Raw genomic sequence first — 21,235 nt, 5'->3', positions numbered from 1 at the left:
AGCCGGGCAACAGATCGACTCAGTTCAGTTTCTACGCGGTTCACTTTCCGGGCCGCGTGAGCCCACCTAAATTACCATCAATAAGCACCTGCGTGAGCATATCCCGAATAGCGGAGGCCTTATCGAGGACAAGAGCCTGCTGGAGTATGTCCCAGCAGCGCGTCTGAGAAAAAGAACGCACCAACCACTTCACTCGCGGAAGATCACTGGCATTCAGACTCAGACTGGTAACCCCCATCCCCAACAGAAGCAGCGCAACCGCCGGATCACCGGCAGCCTCACCACAGACGCTGACGGGTTTGTTATGTCGCTTACCCGCCTCGACAATCTGAAGCAAGGCAGCAATAACCGACGGATGTAATGGATCAAACCACCTGATGACCCGCTCATTATTACGATCCACAGCGAGCAGGTATTGAATTAAATCATTGGTGCCGACAGACATAAAATCAACGCGCTGGGCAATCGCGTTCGCCAGATAAACGGCAGCAGGAACTTCAATCATCGCTCCGATAGGGGGCAGGGTCACATCGAACCCTTCTTCCTTCAACTGCTCATAGGCTCTATGAACCAGGGCAATGGCCTGATCAAGATCATCGATCGAACTGATCATCGGTAGCAGGATTTTCAAATTTCCCAGGCCAATATCCGCCCTGAGCGCAGCGCGTATCTGAGTGAGAAATATATCAGGATGGTCCAGTGAAATACGTATTCCACGCCATCCAAGAAAGGGATTACTTTCCTGAATGGGAAAATAAGGCAGTGCCTTATCCCCGCCGATATCAAGAGTGCGCAAGGTTACCTGCTGAGGTGCAAGGGGCTCCAGCAGCTTGCGATAAAGGTTGTACTGGTCATCCTCGGTAGGGAAGCTGTTTCGAACCATAAACGGAAATTCTGAGCGGAACAGACCCACACCTTCAGAACCAACGGATTGTGACTGATTGATATCCGATAGCAATCCGATGTTGGTGTTAAGTACCGTTCTGACGCCATCAAGAGAAATTGCCGGTAAGTCTCTTAAGCGCTTAAGCTCATCTGTCAGTTCCCGTTCCTGTCGAATCAGGCGCCCATATTCCTTCCTGACAGCGTTAGTCGGCTCGATATAGATTCGTCCCTGATAGCCATCAATTATCAGCTCCTGACCATCAAGCGCGCTGGTCGGTATGTCCGTGGCAACCCCCATCACCGCAGGCACACCTAAGGAACGGGAAAGTATGGCCAGATGAGACATACTCGAGCCATGGCCGGAAACCACCCCAACCAGCCGCTCCCTTGGAACAGCAGCTAAATCAATTGCACTGATATTATCTCCGATCAATACCGTTTTTTCCGGATAAACCACCTGTGTCTGCTCCTTTTCGAGCAGCTGTGTAAGCAATCGCCTGCCAATATCCCTGATATCATTAGCTCGTTCCTTCAGATAGGGATCTTCCATCGCCTCAAATACCTGGGCATAATCCCTGATCACATCCCTTAAGGCTCCGGGAGCCCAGTTACCCGCTTTAATCCGGGCAATCGTGGACTCAACAATCTCATCGCTACGGGCAATCATTGCGTAAGCCCCGAATAATGCGCGATCCTCAGGGGAAACAAGGCTGCCCAGATTATTGCCAATATCCTCAAACGCTGTTGAGACCTGTTTTACCGCAGATACAAACACCTGCACTTCTCTTTCAATATCCTCAGCGTCTCGATCTGGAACCTGATCCAGCTGCGACGGAGAATAAAGAACAACGCCTGTCCCCAACGCTATACCGGGGGCACCGACGCCCCCTTCGATATAGGGTCGTACTGAAATCTGGGCGGGCCCATCTCCACTGACCGCACTGCGAATCCTGGCAAGAGCAAACCCGCCCGCCAGCTGTGCAGCAAGGGTGGCAAGAAAAGCAACTTCCAACTGCTTAAAACGACGTTGCAGCAGTTGCTGTACAACAAGGATACCAAGCAACTTCCCCTGATGAACGATAGGTACGCCGAGAAAGCCATGGTACAGTTCATCGCCGGAATCAGGGACAAAGTAATTGCGTGGATGGGACGGTGCATCACGAATATTAACCGGCTCCGAACGCTCGCAAACCAGACCGACAAGGCCTTCATTTAAGCCCAGCTTGAGCTGACCGACGACATCCTGACTGAGGCCCTCGCTGGCAATTAACAAATGGAACTCTTGCTCCGAATCGGTCAGATAGACTGAACAGACATCAACCCGCATTGCTTCTCGAACACCTGCAACAATAACCTTTGAAGCCTGTTCTATAGTGGTTGCTTGACTGACGTCCTGAACAATTTTATATAGCCGCGCCAACCGCCGTTGTGAGGTTTTGATATCTTTACTGGCTATATCTGCCTGGAGAATAGAAGCAGTAGGGTCCGACGGCTGTTTCATTTGAAAACCTGTAATTAAATCCTGCCTGTAAAAAGACCAACAAACTAAAGATCATTCGAGCATATAGCAATTGGTTTATCGGCAACTTCAACCCGTTATTGATGCACCATAGACTCAGGATAATCACTTTCATCCACGATAACCACTCGATCTCTCCCTGCTTCTTTGGCACGGTAAAGTGCCAGATCCACCTGCTCGATAAACTTTTCAACAGGAAAACCCAACCCCGGAACAACGGCTCCCACCCCGATGCTAACGGTAATCACCTGGCTGACCTTTGAACTTGGATGAAGAATCGCTTCTTCTTTCACCGCTGTATTAATTTTATGACTGATTGACAGGCATTCCTCCCTACCAGTGTTCGGAAGTAAAATAGCGAATTCCTCTCCTCCATAGCGAGCAACCAGATCACTCCCCCGCCTACTGTAAGTACTAAGAACAGTTGCCAACCGATTGAGACACTTGTCACCAGCTTGATGACCTAATTTATCGTTATATAGCTTAAAATAGTCAACATCGAGCAAAATTAACGCAATCGGTGAACCAGTCCTCATTGCGCGTTTCCATTCACTATTTATGCAATTATCGAAAGCACGACGATTGGCAATCCCGGTCAGTGAATCTTCCATTGATATTATTTCAAGCTCAGAGTTTAATTTGGTCAGGTTGGCATTGGCAGTGGTCAGCTCCAGTGTTTTTTCCCTTACCCTATCTTCGAGTAACTTATTAGCTTCAATCAATTTATCCGCCATCTGGTTAAAAGCGATACTCAAGACACCTATTTCATCTCTTGTGAAGGTTTGTATCCTTCGGGATAAATCACCTTCGGAAATCATGGTAGCCACATAAGCAATATCGATAACAGGCTTGGTAATCGACTGACCAATAATAAAAGCAATGATCATGACCACCAGACTGGACAATAATGCGGATATCAATAAAAAGCTCTTTTGGCTGTCGACAATATGCATGGCTTCTTCAACATCAACCTTGGAAATAAATCCCCAGTTAATTTCTGGCAGAACATGAGTAACCGCCAAAACCTCCTGCCCACGATAATCAATAAGAGGCTGTAAACTGTCGCGCTCCTTTTTTGAAAGTTCAAAGGGATCTATATTTACAGTTTGGCTGACGGAGCCAGCACCTTTCAGCGGCAACAGCGATTGTAGCTTACCCTTCTCGTCTTTGTAGACAATAAGAAGCTCTTCAGAACTGCCTACGTCTTTTTGAGAATTCATCAAGTTCTCAAACATTGACAGGTCTGAGTAAACGATAAGTAACCCAACCCGAATACCGTTGTAGAATAACCACTGGGTAAGCACCAACTGGTTCTTTGAACTACCCATCGACTCAACAGTAGTCGTCACATAAGAATGAGAGTCATTTTTTTGATAGTACTTTTTGGCGACCTCAGTATTGATAGTTTGAGGAGAGGTAGAAACAACTATTTTTCCATTAGAATCGGCAATGGTTAACTTGTTAAAATCGGGAATAGACTGTTTAGCATCAAAAATTATTTTATTTATCCGCTCAAGATGCTCCGTTCCTGGGTCATTTTTATCTTTCTCAGCATACTCCAAAAGTGAAATTCGAAGTTGTGTCCGACTGGAAATAAGGGCTAAACGATCCCGGTTACTCTCTATCGCCTGATGAATTTGAAAAACCTGATGTTTTGACAGCTTTCGTAGATGATCCACAACAACATCGGATAATTCACTTTGAGTTTTGAAAAAATATATTGATCCGATAATAAGAATTGAGGTTAATGTAGTTATTAAAAGAACAATAGCCATTTTGTAACTAATGCTAACACCCTTTATATCCAGGTGAGACTGCTTTTTATTCATTAATTTTTCCTAACATCCGCAACTAATTAATCCCAACGAATAAAAACTCCATATAATCAATAATATTTCCCCAGTAACTAAAAAATTCTTTATTTTACCTCTTAACTCCCCCACCCTGCCAAGGAACCTTATTAACTAGCGTTAAACAACCACTGTAAAACACAGAAATAGCGCCAGCCACATTAATGGTCATGCCCAAAACCAAAGAGTATCCATTAAAGAAAACCAGAAGGAGCAAAATGATCACCGGAAAGGGATTTTTCAGCTTACTCTGATGTGCACACAGTCTTCCCCAGCTTAAGCTGGAAAAAACAGCAGATGGAGATAAGCCTGACAGCGCTAAATCTGTGATTAGCATCGTTCCTATCAACGCGAACCTGCAGGATCCTTGCTAACCCGTCGCGACAAAATTACTGACATTTCCCAGCCAGCAAAAACAGCACCGTTAAATCATATCTAAAACTATAGCATAGACATGGAAGGTCCGGACACCGATATGCCCCCTGTGCGGGCTTCCAGCCAAAAATGTAATCTAAAAAGAGCTGAGGCCCAATGGAATTGTTCTCAGATCCCTTAGACCGACAGGGTAAAAATCAACCACTGGTATCGCGACAAGTTTATAATTTTGAGCAGCTTGAACTCTCTCAAAAACCGACTAATATTTACTTATATTGGCAGGGATGGCCTGTTTTATCGCACCAGCGAGTAGCTCTAATCCCCCCACGTAATTTGAAATCAAGTGCTGTATATCCATAGGTCCTGAGGCCTTAAAGCGTATGGATAGCACCGCAAAAGTCTGCTGGGTGGGTTTTATGATATTAAATACATCCATATTGGTAACAAACGTATCTAATACCAATAAGGTCAGAAAACAGTTAGCCGCTAAGCTTTCAGACCTGGCAATCTATACAGGCCCAAAACTGACAGTTTTGAAACCTCTACCCTCCCTGCCATGTTCATTCCGGGAAAGCAGTGTTGCACACACGGGCACTGGCTGCTCTATAAGGTCAGTCCCCCCCTGATCATCGATTAGCAATACATTCAACTGACAAACTCTCAACAATTTCTAGCAGCGGTATATCACAAAACCAGACAGATCAAAGCTCAATAGTACAAAACGGTATATAGCAGAAGGCAGATTCGATAAATGCAAAACGAAAAGTTCGAAACCTCTCTGGGGCACGTACTGGTAGTTGATGATGATCCCTTTGTTCTAAAAACCCTCTCGTTTTCACTGATGGCTATGGGTTGTCGGTATGTTGTTACTTCCACTGATGTAAGCCAGGCTCTGCTGACAATTCAAAATTCCCAGCCGCCAGTTGAGATAATCCTCAGCGATCTCAATATCCCGGGTATCGATGGCATCGAATTCTTTCGTCGCCTGGTGGAAGCTAACTTTAGCGGCGGTATTATTCTGATCAGTGGCGAAGGTTCCCGAACTCTGTCGGTGGCAGAAAACCTGGCCAGGGTGCGTGGACTGAACGTGCTCGGATCTGTTTCCAAACCTGTCAAAATGCAGACATTACGATCCCTGATCCGCAATAACTTCACCCCTGAATCACGCACAACAGACAGGAATGTACCGGCACCAAGACTGGTATCGGCTGAAGCACTGAAACATGCTATCACAGCAGGGAAGATTGAACCCTGGTTTCAGCCAAAGATCGATCTGTTAACGGCACGCTTAGTCGGTGTCGAAGCCCTTGCCCGCTGGATTGACCCCTCTGAAGGAACGATTTATCCCGATCAGTTTATTCCGGTAGCTGAGCAGCATGATCTGATGGACGAGCTGACTATGCTGATGCTGAATAAGACGCTGGAACACAGAAAGCGGTGGAAACAAGAGGGACTGGAACTGTTCGCCGCGGTCAACGTATCCATGAGCAGCCTTTACGATCTTAACTTTCCAGATCGAGTCGAAGCCGCAATCAAGGCCGCCAATGAGGAAAACTCAAATATTGTACTGGAGGTTACAGAAAGCCAGCTAATGAGAGAGCTGGAAGGACCGATGGATAATCTGGTCCGTCTTCGTCTTAAGATGATTGGCCTCTCCATTGATGATTTCGGTACCGGCCACTCAAACCTCCAGCAACTGCGGGACCTGCCCTTTGATGAATTAAAGCTCGACAGAAGTTTTGTTCATGGAGCAACGGTAAGTGACACTACCAGGACTATTCTGGAAGCCTCTTTTGAACTGGCCAAACGCCTGAACTTAACAGTCGTTGCTGAAGGCGTGGAAAATCAATCGGACTGGAATCGAGTCCTGGAGATGGGTTGTGACCAGGCTCAGGGCTATTTTATCGCACGCCCCATGCCCGGTAGAGAGATCATTGATTGGGCCAAATCCTGGAAGGAAAGAAGCGCGCACCTGATTCACTTTGATTTGGCTCACAGGCTATGAGACTGACACCTGTGACTAAGCTCGGACGCTGGCTACGTAAGAATTCTCCGCTAGCAGGATTTATATTATCAATAGGACTGACCCTGCTGGCATGGAAACTGGCATTACATAATGAAAAACACCACACGAAAAGTGAACTGGAATACCATTCGTCTTATATAGTACTGGCGCTTGAACGGACCCTGGCCGCTTCAGTTGGGGCAGTAAGGACACTCGAGGGGAAAGTTCACTTCAATAGTCTGAGAACCCAGGATGAATTCAAATTCATAACAGAAAGAATATTAAATCGCTATCCGGGTCTGCATGCTATTGCATGGGCTCCCCGGATAAATCCGGACTCCGGACCTTCGAATCAACTTAATACCTCGACAGAACTTAGCACCCCAACAGAACTTAGTGCCTCAATAGATAGCCAGGACAGCGCCGCATTCAAAAGTAAGGATAGCTTTCCCGTTTTTTACACGGTCCCTCATTTAAAGGACAGCAATCTTGTCGGATCAGATCTGGCGTTAAAACCCAGCCACCAGAGAGCAATCGAGCAGGCCCGTGACACCGACTCGCCCATCGCCACAGGCCCGATTGATCTGGACGGGAAAACTAACGGCCAGAAAGCAATTTTATTGTTTGTTCCTGTATACCAGCCTAATCAGACTATTGAAACCATAGATCAGCGACGTCAGCACCTGCTGGGATTTACCCTGGGCGTGTTCCAGCTGGAACGACTCATTGAAACAGCCCTTGCCGGAGATGCCGGAAAGAGTGAAGTTCACCTTAGGATAACCGACAGGGATACCGAAGGGGAACAATTACTGTACAGCACTGATCATCAGGCTCACGGCACAGAGCATGCTGTTCAGCAGAACCAAACCGGGGACGTTTATCACCACCACTTATCCGTTGGCGGTCGAAACTGGGAAATGGAGTTTCACCCTCGAAATCACGAATCCAGTTCACACTGGCTGCAACTTCCCCTTTTGCTGCTGATTGCAGGTCTTCTGGCTTCCTGCGTGATATACCTCTACCTGAGATCCTTGATCAATCGCACAGAAACTTACCAAAAGTACGTCACAGAACAAGCCAGACGTGAAGACAGCGAACTGTTCAGCAGCTCAATTCTGAAGACAGTAAGAGATGGTGTTATCACCGTTGACTCCCGCGGAATCATTCATTCTTGCAATCCGGCAACAGAAAGCATTTTCGGCTATAAGACTGACCAGCTGATTGGCCAGAAAATCAACATACTGATGCCTGAGCGCTACGCGGAACACCATGATGATTATATGAACAGGTACTTACAAACCCCGGGAGCGAAGCTTCTTGGCTCCAGCCGGGAGTTGGAAGCTTTACACCATGATGGCAGTGAATTTCCAATAGAAATACGGTTGACCAAAGTATATATACAAAAAGAGTTGTTTTTTACCGCTGTGGTTCGAGATATTACCGAGCGTAAAAGAGCTGAAAACCTTCTGCTGGAGGAAAAAAACGCATCGGAAGCGGCGAGTCGTGCAAAATCTGCATTCCTGGCAGCGATGAGTCACGAGATTCGAACGCCGATGAATGGTGTTATAGGCATGGTTGAAATGCTGGGAACAACCCAAATGAGTCCTAACCAGAACGAGCTTCTCGCAACCATTCGCTCTTCCAGTTTTGCCCTCCTGCATATTATTGAAGATATTCTCGACTTCTCCAAGATAGAGGCTGGCCGCCTGGAAATGGAGCGAGTTGCTGTCGATCTTATCAGCGTGGTGGAGGAGACCGTCGACACGATGGCTGAGACAGCCCGCAAGAAAGGGGTTGAATTGCTGATGTTTTGCGATCCCGAATTACATGAAGTCTATGCAGATCCGGTACGATTGCGCCAAGTTCTGCTTCATTTAATCAGCAACGGTATTAAATTCAGCTCCAGTGAACAGCAAAAAGAAAGCCGAGTCGTCATATCTGTAGAACTACTGTACCGGAAGTCCGGCAAGCAAGTTGTCATGTTCCGGGTTGAAGATAACGGCGTGGGGATGACGGAAGCCTCACAGAAATTATTATTCCAACCCTTTATGCAAGCTGAAGCATCCACAACCCGTCGTTTTGGTGGTAGTGGTCTGGGACTTACCATCTGCCAACGTCTATTAGATGCAATGGGAGGAACCATCAGTATCGATAGCAGCGAAGGCAACGGGGCGATTTTCAGCTGCCGAATCCCTTTCGAGGAGGTACTGACTGTGGACCAGAAAAACCAGTTTGACCTGAGTGGCCTGAAAGTACTGCTGGCAAGCCAGGATCAGCAGATGGCCAGTTATATGAAACGCTATCTTGAATCAGCTGGGGCACAGGTAAGACTTGTCGCCAAAGAAGAAGATCCTTTGAAACTGGCAGCTATCGACTCAACAGGACCCGTACCTCTGCTGATGGTCGATGATAAAAGTATCGATATTCAGGCAATGAAGAATCACTGCAATAAAGACTCAACCTTAAAGAATCTTCGTTTCATCATTCTGAGCCGAAATACGGAACAAAGAATGCACTTTCAGGACAGATCAGCAACACTGGATATCACCAGCCTGCATCGCAGTGACCTGTTGCACATAACAGGAGTGGTCGCAGGCCGACTGTCATTAAACGCAGACCCCGAGGACAAAAAAACGCTCCTTCAATCAAGTGAACTCCCGGCCCAGCACGCGAGTAACGCCTCTCAGAGGCGAATACTGGTGGCAGAAGACCACAAAACCAATCAGAAGGTAATTCGACATCAGCTTGAGCAACTTGGCTATAACGTAGAGGTGGCAGACAATGGCCGCGAAGCGCTGCTGCGTTGGAAATCCGAGGTATATGACTTGCTGTTAACAGATTGTCATATGCCCGAAATGGATGGTTACGAGCTGGCCCGAACAATTCGCAATGAAGAGAGTGAACGTCAGTTAGTGCCCATACCCATTATCGCTATCACCGCTGATGCCCTGAAAGGCACCGCACAGCTCTGTAACAAGGCAGGAATGGATGATTATCTGACCAAGCCTATTCGAATTAAAGACCTGCAGGTTGTTATGACTCACTGGTTGCCTTTAACCGAAACAGCAGACAAATCCAATACAGCTGATCCATCCGACACAGCCCCCATCAAAACAGCCGATATAATAGACGCCTCTGCGTTAGAGTCGGTACTGGGCACCAGCGACCCTTCGATACTGGCCGAATTTTATCGGGATTTTGTCTGTAACGGTGAAGGTAATCTCAATGAAATTCTGAATGCCTACCAAAAAGGGGATTTTCAAACCTTTGGAAGTCTTTGTCATAAGCTCAAGGGATCTGCTCGTTCAGTGGGTGCCCATGCCTTGGCCTCCTGCTGTCAGGAGCTGGAGTCAGAAAGCGCTGGCAAAGAATCGAGACAGCTTGATGCCTTGGTTAGTCAGCTATCACAGCATTTTGATGCAGTAAAACAGTGGCAGCAGAGAACCAACAGCAGCTGACCCCTAATAGTTACTTCCATTTTATTTATCAAATACAGATAGCGATTTATCAGAACGAGAACAGCTGGCAGCACGTAGATAGATAAATAGATAGTAAATTGATAAGCGACCTTATGATGCAGAAAAGCAATCAAGCTGACAGTTCGGCCAGGGCATTAAACCTGCCAATAACGTCAGACTACTGACAAGAGATCAACTGAATGGTGAACAGCAAAAATATCATTCCAGATCCAGAGAAATTACCGAACTCCGTTTCGGGGCCTTTTTTCGCCACCAGTACTCTGTCATCCCCCACACTGATTCTCCTGCTGGGGTTGATCCTTTCCTTGCTATCTTTCTGGCAACTCTACCAAGCAGAAACAACACTACTGCAAAGAAAGCTCGACACCTTGGCAGCAGAACGGACAAAACTGTTAGATTATCGCTTCGATCTGGTATTGCGTGAACTCAAGTTGCTTTCCAGCAACTCGAAAATCGTCGGTGACTGGGACCAAGCGAAGTTTGAGCAGGTCACCGAGACACTGGTGGCCAATGATCCAGCCGTCTACGCCTTTGAGTGGATCCCCGTGGTACCGGCTTCAAAACGGGCCCTGTTCGAACAATCAGTGAAAGCAGCCGGCTCCCCGGCATTCTATATAGCCGAACCCAATACAGAAGGACAGCTGGTTCCTGCAGCTGACCGCTCAGGATACATGCCCGTCCTTTACTATTGGCCAAAAGAGCGGAACGCATTCGCTCATGGGCTCGACCACGGCTTCTGGGATGATCGACGCCAGGCCATGGAGCTGGCCCGTAACAGCAACCGACCCGCGATAACACCTCGTGTCCCCTGGATCAGGGACGCACAAGTCAACTGGGCCTTGCTCGCCTTTATCCCCATATTCCGCGCAAACGCGGCTATCGAAACCGTCGAACAGCGGATGACAGCACTGACGGGCTATGCCCTTGCTGCACTGGATCCGCAGAAGCTTCTTGAAAGAGCATCTGAAGTGCAAACCCCATCCCCTATCGATTACACACTGTACGATACCAGTGAAAGCAACCAATTCCTTGCGATCTATGGATCTCGACTCAGAAAGGAAACCTTATCTCCCGATAATGACCTTTTGACCGAACCATCAGAAGGGCTGTATTCAATACAAAGCTTCGGTTCTGCCGGTAGACAGTACAGTCTGTTAGCCAGCCCGCTTCCACAATTTGAAGCCGATAACCGTACAGCCTGGCCATGGATAGTCGCCATATTCGGACTGATCCTGACGATATTGATGGTCGCACTACTCAGAAATCATCGTCGTCATAACAATGATCTGGCCCGCGCCGTACGTGAGCGAACACAAGAAGTGGAAGAATCCGCCAGAACTCTGCGTGAAAAGGAGCTGTTCAATCGTCTGTTACTGGAGAACCTTGCGGAGGGTGTAGTCGCCTGTGACGCCCAGGGCCAGCTAAAACTGTTCAACAGAGCCGCTCGGGAATGGCACGGCACCGACCCAAGTCAGACTCCGCCTGAAGACTGGGCCCAGTACTATGACCTCTTTGAAGAAGATGGAACCACTCCCTTGGCAACCGAGCGTATTCCTCTGGTCAGAGCATGGCAGGGAGAGACCGTAACCGACGCTGCAATGAGCATCATTGCAAAAGGACAGCCGCCTCGTACCCTGGTGGCTAACGGCGGCCCTCTGCTGGATGAAAATGGCAATAAGCAAGGCGCCATAGTCACCATGTATGACGTCACCAAGCAAAGAGAAGCCCAGCTTATCGCTGAGCAAATGCAGAACCGTTTTCGGGACCTCTTCGAGTTCGCCCCTGATGCCATGATTATGGTTGATCACCAAGGAGTAATCCGACTGCTGAATCGACGCTGTCAACAACTGTTCGGCTGGTTAAGCGAAGAGTTGGTAGGACAGAAGATAGAAATCTTAATCCCCCAGGAAAATCATAAACAACATATAAAGCAGCGCGAAAATTTCTTAAACACCCCATTAACCCGACCCATGGGAGTAAGTGGCGCCAGCCTCAACGCGGTTCGTAAAGATGGGACATCATTTCCGGTAGAAATCAGCCTTGGCCCCATGGAGACAGAAGAAGGCCCCATGGTAGCCGCTGCGGTACGCGATATCACCGATCGATTGCAGCAAGAAAAAGACCGCCAGGAGTTATTGCTGGCCCAGCAGGCAACAGTTGCCAAATCAGCGTTTCTCGCCACCATGAGTCACGAGATTCGTACTCCAATGAATGGCGTCATCGGTTGCGTAGACCTGCTTGCCCGATCCAGTCTGAAACCTCACCAGGCAGAACTGGTTGAAACCATGCATGATTCAGCCTTCACCCTGCTTCGGGTGATCGATGACATTCTCGATTTCTCAAAGATCGAAGCGGGTCAGCTGGAACTGGAACATCAACCCGTATCATTAGAGCGTATCGTTGAATCGGTCTGTGCCACAATGAAGCAGGTTGCCTTGCGCAAGGGGCTGAAGCTGGATATTTTTACCGATCCGAATCTACCTGGCCAGATCCTTAGCGACAGTGTACGCTTGCGACAGATTCTCAATAACCTCCTCTCCAACGCCATCAAGTTTTCCAGCGGTCAAGGGCACCGTGGCCGGATTCTGGTAAGAGCAGAACTCAAGGCTGAATCACAAGTCTCTCTCTCAGTGGCAGACAATGGCATTGGCATAACGGCAGAGGCTCAGAGCCGTCTTTTCAAACCCTTTGCTCAAGCGGAAGCTTCTACAACAAGGCGCTACGGTGGGACTGGACTTGGCTTGTCGATCTGCAAGCGACTGGTAGAAATGCTCGGAGGAGAGATAGGAGTAATCAGTGAACCCGGCCAGGGCTCTACCTTTACCATTACTCTACCGATCGAGCGAACAGCAACTCCTTGCTTACCGCCTAATGAGATGGATCTGACGGGCCTGAGCTGTCTGGTTATTTTACAGGCCAGATCACAGGCCAAAGACTGGTGTATTTATCTGCAACATGCTCATGCAACGACTGATATTTTGCCGACACGGGAGCTGGCCGAGCAAAAACTGAGTGCCTTACCAGCAGCAGCTACCGTCGTACTGCTGGAAGCTCAAGACTCATCTGTACTGGATTGGTACAACAAGCTGACAATCGATCCGAAACCATCTCTTGTTATTGTCGGCCGTGGTCAACGCCTCGCACCACGTCAGCTCCAACCGGGCATCGTTATGCTCGACAGCGATGCCGTGACCCGTGGAGCACTGCTACAAGCAATTGCAATCGTTACCGGCCGCGCAGAACAGAAGGCCGATGAAAAAACCAACGAGCACCTGACCGCAATGTTAACGCCACCGGATAGAGACTCAGCAATGAAACAGGGGCGCTTAGTCCTCGTTGCAGAAGACAACCATACCAACCAGAAGATGATTCGCTGTCAGTTAGCGCTGCTTGGTTATGCGGCTGATTTTGCCGATAACGGTCAGGATGCGCTCGATATGTGGCATCAAAACTGTCACAGCTTACTGCTGACTGACCTTCAAATGCCTAAAATGGATGGTTATGAGCTGGCACAAGCCATCCGTAGTGCAGAAAACGGCAGCTCCGGTAGACGACCAATCATTGCAATCACGGCTAATGCCCTCAAAGAGGAAGCTGAACGATGCCGGGAGGCTGGCATGGACGACTACCTTTCCAAACCACTTATACTTGATAAGCTTAAAACCAAACTGGCAGAGTGGCTGCCAGAGAAACCTGTTGATGATACCGGGACCAGCCCCGCAGAAACGGATCAGCCTGAGGATATTTCCAATCAAACTGTAGTTGATACCCAGACTGTACTTGACACCCAAGTACTTAAGCAGTTAATCGGAGACGAACCGGAATTGGTTAAAGAGTTTCTGCTCGATTTTCGGCATTCTGCGGAGGAAGCGATCACACAAATACGCAGGGCAATCTCGACCGATAACTGGGAAGCCGCCGGAGCCGCAGCTCACCGATTAAAATCTTCCTCACGGGCGATGGGCGCAATGATCCTGGGGGAATACTGTGAACGAATAGAGAATGCCCAACAACCCGATGACGACAGGCTGCTCAAGGAGTTTGATAGCGCTCTTATGGCTGTATTCTCTGCAATAGATAAGATATGCGGACCCGCATAGTCGCTAAGGGTACGGCTCCATAACCCGCCAGCAGATAACCGGCGTCACCTCCAAATAAACCTTATATTGCGGCTGAACCCGGAGTATTTGGAACTTATTGATAGCGCTTATTCAGAGCTTTCTTGATCCCTGATTTTTTATTCCTCAGTCTACAACAATTTAATTGGTTCTAATTTAGAGATGCACCATAGGAGCGGTTGCAATATGCGACTTCATCAACTATTACAATTAGGACTGTTTCATTCGTTGTGGAGACACTGCCCACCGATGAAAAGAAGATAAAACCTGTATAAAATCGCTGGAGCAGTATCTGTTGTTGATTAACCGTACGGACGGGTGTGGTGTAGTTCGAAGGACAGTGCAACTGCATACAGGGGACGGAAAGGAATCGAGTTATGCAAAACCCGGCACCAATCAAAAATTCAATCCTGACGGCCAGCACCCGCTTTAAACCCGGTTACACACCACTGATTGTACTATTGGTCACCCTGATGTTTACTATTGGCGGCTGGCAGTATGCCAGTGAATATGTCTATCGTACTGCCGAGTTGCGATTCAAGGCCAATACTCACCTCATCGAATCCCAGATCACCAATCAAATGGCAGCCTATGAGCAAGTGCTCCGGGGAGGCAAGGGGTTGTTTGACATCTCCCGGGAGGTGGACCGTCAGGCCTGGAAAAAATACTTTGAAACACTGAAATTAGAAGAAAATTTCCCCGGTATTCAAGGCTTGGGATTTTCTCTCTTTCTCCGCCCTGGCGACCTGGACAATCATATTCAGCAAATCCGTAGTGAGGGGTTTAGCAATTATAATCTCAAGCCTTCGGGTGTTCGTGATGAATACACCTCGATCATCTATCTTGAGCCATTTGATGAACGCAATCGCCAGGCCTTTGGTTATGATATGTTCTCACAGTCTGTGCGTAACGCGGCCATGTCAAAAGCCCGCGATACTGGAGTGGCGGCCTTGTCTGGCAAGGTTGAGCTGGTACAGGAAATAACTGACGATAAGCAAGCCGGTTTTTTACTCTATCTTCCCGTTTACACAACCTCGGAGACACCTGCTTCAGTACCGGAACGCAGGCAGGCATTATACGGCTACGTGTACAGTCCGTTTCGGGCAACAGACCTGATGCAAGGAATTCTCAGGGAACAGACCTCCACGGTCAGCTTTAAAGTTTACGATGGCACTGAGCAAAACCAGAACGCATTGCTTTACGATGGTGATGCAGAACTGGGGCTCACTGCTAAAACCTGGAAACCGGTATTCCGGACCGCCCAAAAGGTTCAGGTTGCGGGTCGATTATGGACAATCAGCTATTACTCAACTCCGATTTTTGAAGCAGGACTCGGCTTCACATTACCAATATGGCTGCTTATCGGAGGTTCTTTGTTCTGCATACTGCTATTTATCATCAGCAATATGTTTACCATAACAAGACTTCGTGCACTGAAACTCGCAGAGCAAACAACTGAACTTGGTGAAACCAACAAACAACTTGAACAAGCGAAAGCGGAAGCGGAGCACGCCAATCGGGCAAAATCATCATTTCTTGCTGCGATGAGTCATGAAATCAGAACACCAATGAATGGCGTTATTGGTATGGTCGATGTCCTGGCCCACAGTCGTATTAGTGAACAACAGGCCGATGCCGTAAAAACCATTCGCGAATCAGCGCTGACACTGTTGGATCTGATTGATGATGTCCTGGATTTCTCCAAAATAGAGGCTGGTCGACTGGAACTTGAGCGAGCCCCGGTATTTGTGGTCGAAATTGTTGAAAATATTTGTATTACCCTGTCGACCGTTGCCGCCAGCAAAGGTACAGATATCAGTCTTTTTACCTCTCCAGAGATACCTGATCAGGTCTGGTCCGACCCGACGCGATTGCGCCAGGTGCTGTACAACCTGATCGGAAACGCTGTCAAATTCAGTGGTAATCAATCCGATAAACGAGGTCAGGTAAAGGTGCGGGTGGAAGTTTCTGACCAATCAGCAGGCACCATCAGATTCAGCGTTGCGGACAACGGTATCGGTATGACAAAAGAAGCTCTGGAGAGTCTATTCACTTCTTTTACACAGGCCGAATCATCCACAACCCGGCGCTTTGGCGGTACAGGGCTTGGCCTGGCCATTGCCGACAGACTGGTTAATCTGATGGAAGGCAGCATAAAAGTAGAAAGCCAGCTTGGCCAGGGCTCGACATTCATCATTACCTTACCTGCGGAACCCGTGGAAACTCAAACAACCTCTCCACAGCAGGGCCTGAGCGGACTGACCTGCATTCTGGTTGAAAGCCCTCACTATGATGCCGACGACCTTACCGTATACCTGCAGCATGCTGGTGCCCAGGTTCAGTCAACCACAGACCCTGAATCAATATTCCTGCAAGCGGCCACTACCGGCAAACCTTTGGTGGCAATCATGGATACAGATCACATTTCTACCTTTGGGAAGCTATGTGACGAAAGCCGGAACAACAACCCGCATATTGGCCAGATCTATATATCGAGGAGCAACAACAATACGGAAGAGGAGACCAGCGGAGACACCACTTCAAATGCCATCATTGTAAACAGCCAAATCATTCGACGACAGGAAATACTCGATGCCGTGGCCGTTGCAGCAGGGCGGGAAACTCCAGTTAAAAAACGCACTGATACCAATGTGGTTCAATTTGAAGATAAGCCCATTACAGTATCGGAAGCCCGTGAAAAAGGCCGCCTGATCCTGGTTGCAGAGGATGATCTGATAAACCAGAAAGTTATTTTACGTCAACTGAGCCTGCTGGGATATGCAGCAGAAATTGCCGGAGACGGAAAGATTGCCTTAGAGATGTGGCGAACGGAAAATTATGCAATGCTTCTCAGTGACCTGCATATGCCCCATATGGACGGCTACGCCCTGGCCAGGAGCATTCGCGCCGAAGAGAGCAATGGAACACGGATACCGATTCTGGCGCTTACGGCTAATGCATTACACGGTGAAGCTCACCGGGCTAAGTCAGCAGGAATGGATGGCTATCTGACCAAACCCGTTCAGCTTCATCTGCTAAAAGACCAGCTGGGAAAATACATGTCGAAGGTCGGCACCCCCTCATCGGACCAGTGGGTCACCGATACTGACGAGGCAGCAGTAACCGCAACTAATGAAACCGAAGTCCTGAACATGGAGGTATTAACAGAAATCGTAGGTGACAATCCAGAGATCATCAATGATTTGCTGATCAGCTATCGGGAGTCGGCTCAACAGCAAGCTAAAGAATTGCGTAAGGCATTTAAACAGAGGGATAGCCGACAGCTCTGCTATATCGCCCACAAACTAAAATCAGCATCCCGTTCAGTTGGGGCTGTTACTCTTGGCGATATCTGTGCTGAGCTGGAAAATGCAGCAACAACGGAGGATCAGGCTGCTATCACCAAGTACTTCGAGAATGTTGAGAACGGACTGAAAACCCTTATGTCTGCTCTGAGCCACAAACTGGATCAGGGGAATTTGTTCTCTGAACGACCTCAACATCAATCACCTCAAACTGAATCGCCTCAAACTGAATTACCTCAAGATTAAAGCTAACCCTTGATTCAGTGTACGGAACAACAAGCCCACTCCTTTCTTGAACCCTTCATCCAGCGACAATTGATATGTAGAACAACCTTTCTATGAAAAATCTGAGCCTTAACCGGAACCTCTAAGAAGAAACTACTCTTTTTTGATAGTTGCTTAAAATTGATATGCCGATAGATAGCCAGTCATTCTGAGATAAAAATAGTGCTGCCGATAGTCAATCTGCTGGTACACTTCAGGGCGTTTAACGGTATGGATTAGCTGTAATCCATCGTCATGATCTAGGAGCTGAGAAACAGATGGATCCACTCTGGTTATTGATTGCTTTGGTGTTAGGACTTGGCGCCCAACAACTGCGCCTGCCACCATTAGTAGGCTTTCTCACGGCAGGTTTCGTTCTTCATGCTATGGGCGTTGAAGGCGGTCCCTTGCTTCAGAATCTGGCCGACCTGGGGGTTACCCTGCTACTGTTCACAATCGGTCTTAAGTTACGACCACAAAACCTATTGGCACCTGAGGTTTGGGGAAGTGCCAGCGTTCATATGATTCTGAGTATTACCCTGGTCTCAAGCCTGTTGATGCTGTTTGGTCTGGCCGGATTCGGAGTTTTTGAATTATTGGATTGGCGCGCAGCAGCCATTATTGCTTTTGCTTTAAGTTTCAGCAGCACTGTGTTTGCAGTGAAAATCCTCGAAGAACGCAGTGAAATGAAAACACGGCATGGTCAAATAGCCATTGGCATACTGATCATCCAGGATTTAATGGCCGTTATATTTCTGACCCTGGCCACCGATAAAGTCCCTACCCTTTGGGCACTGGGACTGCTGGCACTGCCCTTAATTCGACCCATACTTGGAGAGATCCTGCAACGCAGTGGTCATGGAGAGCTGCTGGTATTATATGGATTGTTTGCAGCTATCGCCGGAAGTGAGCTATTTGAATTAGTCGGCATGAAAGGCGATCTGGGAGCGCTGGTGTTCGGCGTTTTACTGAGTCCACACACTAAGTCCACAGAGCTTGCGCGCTCATTACTAAGCTTTAAAGATCTGTTCCTGATCGGTTTTTTTCTTTCCATAGGGATCGATGCACTGCCAGGTATAATGGATCTGGTGGTAGCAGCGGGATTGGCTTTGTTGATATTACCGATTCAGACTCTGCTATATCATGCTTTGCTGGCCGGTTTCAGATTGCGGGCGCGGACAGCGCTGTTAAGCTCTCTGGCTCTGGCCAACTACAGTGAATTTGGCTTAATAGTGACTTCCGTTGGCGTAACCGCTGGTTGGATCAGTCAACAGTGGTTGATGATTATGGCTTTGTCTCTGTCCATCAGCTTTATCCTGGCCTCTGTCCTCAACGCACGGGCGCACTCAATATACCCTGCACTTGAACACATTTTAAGACGTTATCAGACTCGAAAGTGCCTGCCCGGTGATGAACCGGCGGATATAGGCGCTGCTGAAATCCTTGTTATCGGCATGGGACGTGTTGGCAGTGGAGCCTATTTGTCCATGCGGGAAAAGTATGGGGATAAAGTCTGTGGTATTGATGCCGATGCTCTCCAGGTCGCCAGACGCCAGCAAGCAGGATACAACGTCATTGCTGGTGATGCAGAAAACATGGATTTCTGGGAATGTATTGATCCGGCCCAGGTTCGGCTGGTGATGCTGGCCTTGCCAACCTTGGTGGATATGGAGCAAACCGTCGAGCGCCTTCGGGCTATCGGATACAACGGACAGATCGCAGCAGTCGCCAAGCACGAGGATGAACTGGCCAGACTACAAGAAATCGGTGTACATGCAAGATTCAACTTTTATGCGGAAGCGGGAGCAGGTTTTGCTGCGCATGTACAGCAAACTCTTGGAGAACAGAATCCCCCCTTACCCTCCACCCATTCTGAAACTGACAAACACAGCGATGATGTCATTCCGATGCCATAGCAATCTGAAACGGTTGATAGCCTTCTGAGATCAGATTGATAGCCCTCCGAGATCAGCAAAGTTACTGCTATTCGAGATTCCCCTGACAGGCGCACAGCCACAGGAAATACCCTCGGATAGCAGCAATGGCTGCCGTTACTTGGGTATCGACACATAAGAGGGTATTAGAGCGGCAATCCAGCCAGAATAGAATCACCCGAATATAAGGCCAGGTAGCCAGAGCGCTATCTGCGGAAACGCGACCACTAATCCAAGTCCGATCACCTGCAGAATCACAAATGGAATCGCAGCCCAGTATAAATCATAAATAGTGACATTGGCTGGAGCAACCGAGCGCATATAAAACAGGTTATAGCCGAACGGAGGCGTCAAATAGGCCGACTGCATACTAAGGATAAACAATACTGCAAACCAGACGGTATCAAAACCCAACTCCTGAACAATAGGAACGAACAGCGGCACGGTGATAAAGACGATGGCAAAGTCATCCAAAAACATGCCCAGTACAAAGTAGCAGGCCAGCATCGCAATGATGACCATATAGGGGGCCAATGAAGAATCCTCGACCAGCTCAGTAATCAGAGAGCCTGCTCCCAAGCCGATATATATTTTGCTGAAGAAAACCGCAGCAATGGTGATCCACAGCAACATCCCCATCAGTTTAGCGGTTCCCTGTAAGGCTTCTCGGAGCATTTTCATATTGAGCGTGCGATAGATGGCGGCGCAGACGATCGAGCCTGCCGCTCCCACCGCCGACGCTTCTGAAGGAGAGGTGACCCCCATAATGATAAATCCAAGCACTGTTCCTATCAGTATCCCCGGCAAGATCAGCGCCTTCAACGACCCCACCTTACCGAAAAAATCAACCCGCTCCGTTGCAGCTATTGCCGGAGCCAACTGTGGCTGAAGTCTGGCCCGGACAAAGATATAAAGCATGTAAATAGCTGCCAGCATCAACCCTGGCAACAGTCCTGCGGCGAAAAGCTTGCCAACAGATTCGCGCGCCAGAAAGGCATATACAATCATTAATACACTCGGTGGAATCAAGAAGCCAAGCGCCCCGCCAGCCATAATCGTGCCGGTACAAAGTCGTTTATCGTAGCCCCGCTGCAGCATAGACGGCAGCGCAATAATCCCCAGACTCACCGTCGCCGCCCCAGAAACACCGGCCATGGCCGCAATCAGCGCACAAATCACGACCGTCCCCATTCCCAAACCGCCCGGCATTCCCCCCATCAACTTATGGATCATCTCAAACAGGTCATCGGTAATGCCGGAGCGCTGCAGCATCAGCCCCATAAAAATAAACATCGGCAACGCCACCAGTAAAAAGTTATCCATCGCAGCAAAGGCACTGGTTGCCATCAGCTCAAGTCCACTGGGTCCCCACAGGAAATACGCAGCTCCGGTCCCCACCGTCAGCAACGCCCAGGTCAAAGGAGCCCCCATTGCCAACAAAACCAGCATGGAGGAAAACATGCCAAGGGTAATCATCAGGGGATCAAGATCTAACACGACG

The 21,235-nt window shown here is 48.5% G+C and carries 8 protein-coding genes; 5 read left to right on the top strand and 3 right to left on the bottom strand.

Annotation, left to right across the window (positions count from 1 at the left end):
* Positions 1-40: 40 nt before the first annotated feature.
* Positions 41-2,386: a phosphoenolpyruvate--protein phosphotransferase gene (gene ptsP, locus BGP75_RS23655; RefSeq protein WP_083705015.1), complete on the bottom strand. Its 2,346-nt coding sequence runs from the start codon at positions 2,384-2,386 to the stop codon at positions 41-43.
* A gap of 95 nt (positions 2,387-2,481) precedes the next feature.
* Positions 2,482-4,233, bottom strand: coding sequence for a diguanylate cyclase (locus BGP75_RS23650; protein WP_076721386.1), 1,752 nt, complete (start codon positions 4,231-4,233; stop codon positions 2,482-2,484).
* 1,147 nt (positions 4,234-5,380) lie between these two features.
* Between BGP75_RS23650 and BGP75_RS23640 the strand changes: the two genes are divergently transcribed.
* The 5 genes from BGP75_RS23640 (at position 5,381) to BGP75_RS23620 (ending at position 19,716) form a co-directional block, all read left to right on the top strand.
* Positions 5,381-6,634 carry an EAL domain-containing protein gene (locus BGP75_RS23640; protein WP_076721384.1) on the top strand — a complete coding sequence of 418 codons (1,254 nt, stop codon included), beginning with the start codon at positions 5,381-5,383 and terminating at the stop codon, positions 6,632-6,634.
* A complete protein-coding gene (locus BGP75_RS23635) occupies positions 6,631-10,092 on the top strand; it encodes a CHASE domain-containing protein (RefSeq protein ID WP_076721383.1) in 3,462 nt (1,153 codons plus the stop codon). The genes BGP75_RS23640 and BGP75_RS23635 overlap by 4 nt, the downstream gene beginning before the upstream one ends.
* Before the next feature lie 200 nt (positions 10,093-10,292).
* A complete protein-coding gene (locus BGP75_RS23630; protein WP_076721382.1) occupies positions 10,293-14,213 on the top strand; it encodes a CHASE domain-containing protein in 3,921 nt (1,306 codons plus the stop codon).
* A gap of 395 nt (positions 14,214-14,608) precedes the next feature.
* Complete coding sequence (locus BGP75_RS23625) at positions 14,609-17,782, top strand: CHASE domain-containing protein (protein ID WP_076721381.1); 3,174 nt, start codon at positions 14,609-14,611, stop codon at positions 17,780-17,782.
* A 296-nt stretch (positions 17,783-18,078) separates the two neighbouring features.
* Positions 18,079-19,716 carry a cation:proton antiporter gene (locus BGP75_RS23620; RefSeq protein WP_076721380.1) on the top strand — a complete coding sequence of 546 codons (1,638 nt, stop codon included), beginning with the start codon at positions 18,079-18,081 and terminating at the stop codon, positions 19,714-19,716.
* Positions 19,717-19,908: 192 nt separating this feature from the next.
* On the opposite strand, the gene BGP75_RS23615 is transcribed toward BGP75_RS23620, so the two are convergent.
* Positions 19,909-21,231: a TRAP transporter large permease subunit gene (locus tag BGP75_RS23615; protein ID WP_076721379.1), complete on the bottom strand. Its 1,323-nt coding sequence runs from the start codon at positions 21,229-21,231 to the stop codon at positions 19,909-19,911.
* Between the last annotated feature and the right edge of the window lie 4 nt (positions 21,232-21,235).

Origin of the sequence: Motiliproteus sp. MSK22-1 (assembly GCF_001968815.1) — a bacterium.
Classification (GTDB): Bacteria; Pseudomonadota; Gammaproteobacteria; order Pseudomonadales; family Balneatricaceae; genus Motiliproteus.
This window is presented reverse-complemented; position numbering and strand designations above follow the sequence as displayed.

Coding starts and splice junctions, on each gene's coding strand:
- ptsP (WP_083705015.1), bottom strand. CDS start 2,386: ATGAAACAGCCGTCGGACCCTACTGCTTCTATTCTCCAGGCAGATATA.
- BGP75_RS23650 (WP_076721386.1), bottom strand. CDS start 4,233: ATGAATAAAAAGCAGTCTCACCTGGATATAAAGGGTGTTAGCATTAGT.
- BGP75_RS23625 (WP_076721381.1), top strand. CDS start 14,609: ATGCAAAACCCGGCACCAATCAAAAATTCAATCCTGACGGCCAGCACC.
- BGP75_RS23620 (WP_076721380.1), top strand. CDS start 18,079: ATGGATCCACTCTGGTTATTGATTGCTTTGGTGTTAGGACTTGGCGCC.
- BGP75_RS23630 (WP_076721382.1), top strand. CDS start 10,293: ATGGTGAACAGCAAAAATATCATTCCAGATCCAGAGAAATTACCGAAC.
- BGP75_RS23640 (WP_076721384.1), top strand. CDS start 5,381: ATGCAAAACGAAAAGTTCGAAACCTCTCTGGGGCACGTACTGGTAGTT.
- BGP75_RS23635 (WP_076721383.1), top strand. CDS start 6,631: ATGAGACTGACACCTGTGACTAAGCTCGGACGCTGGCTACGTAAGAAT.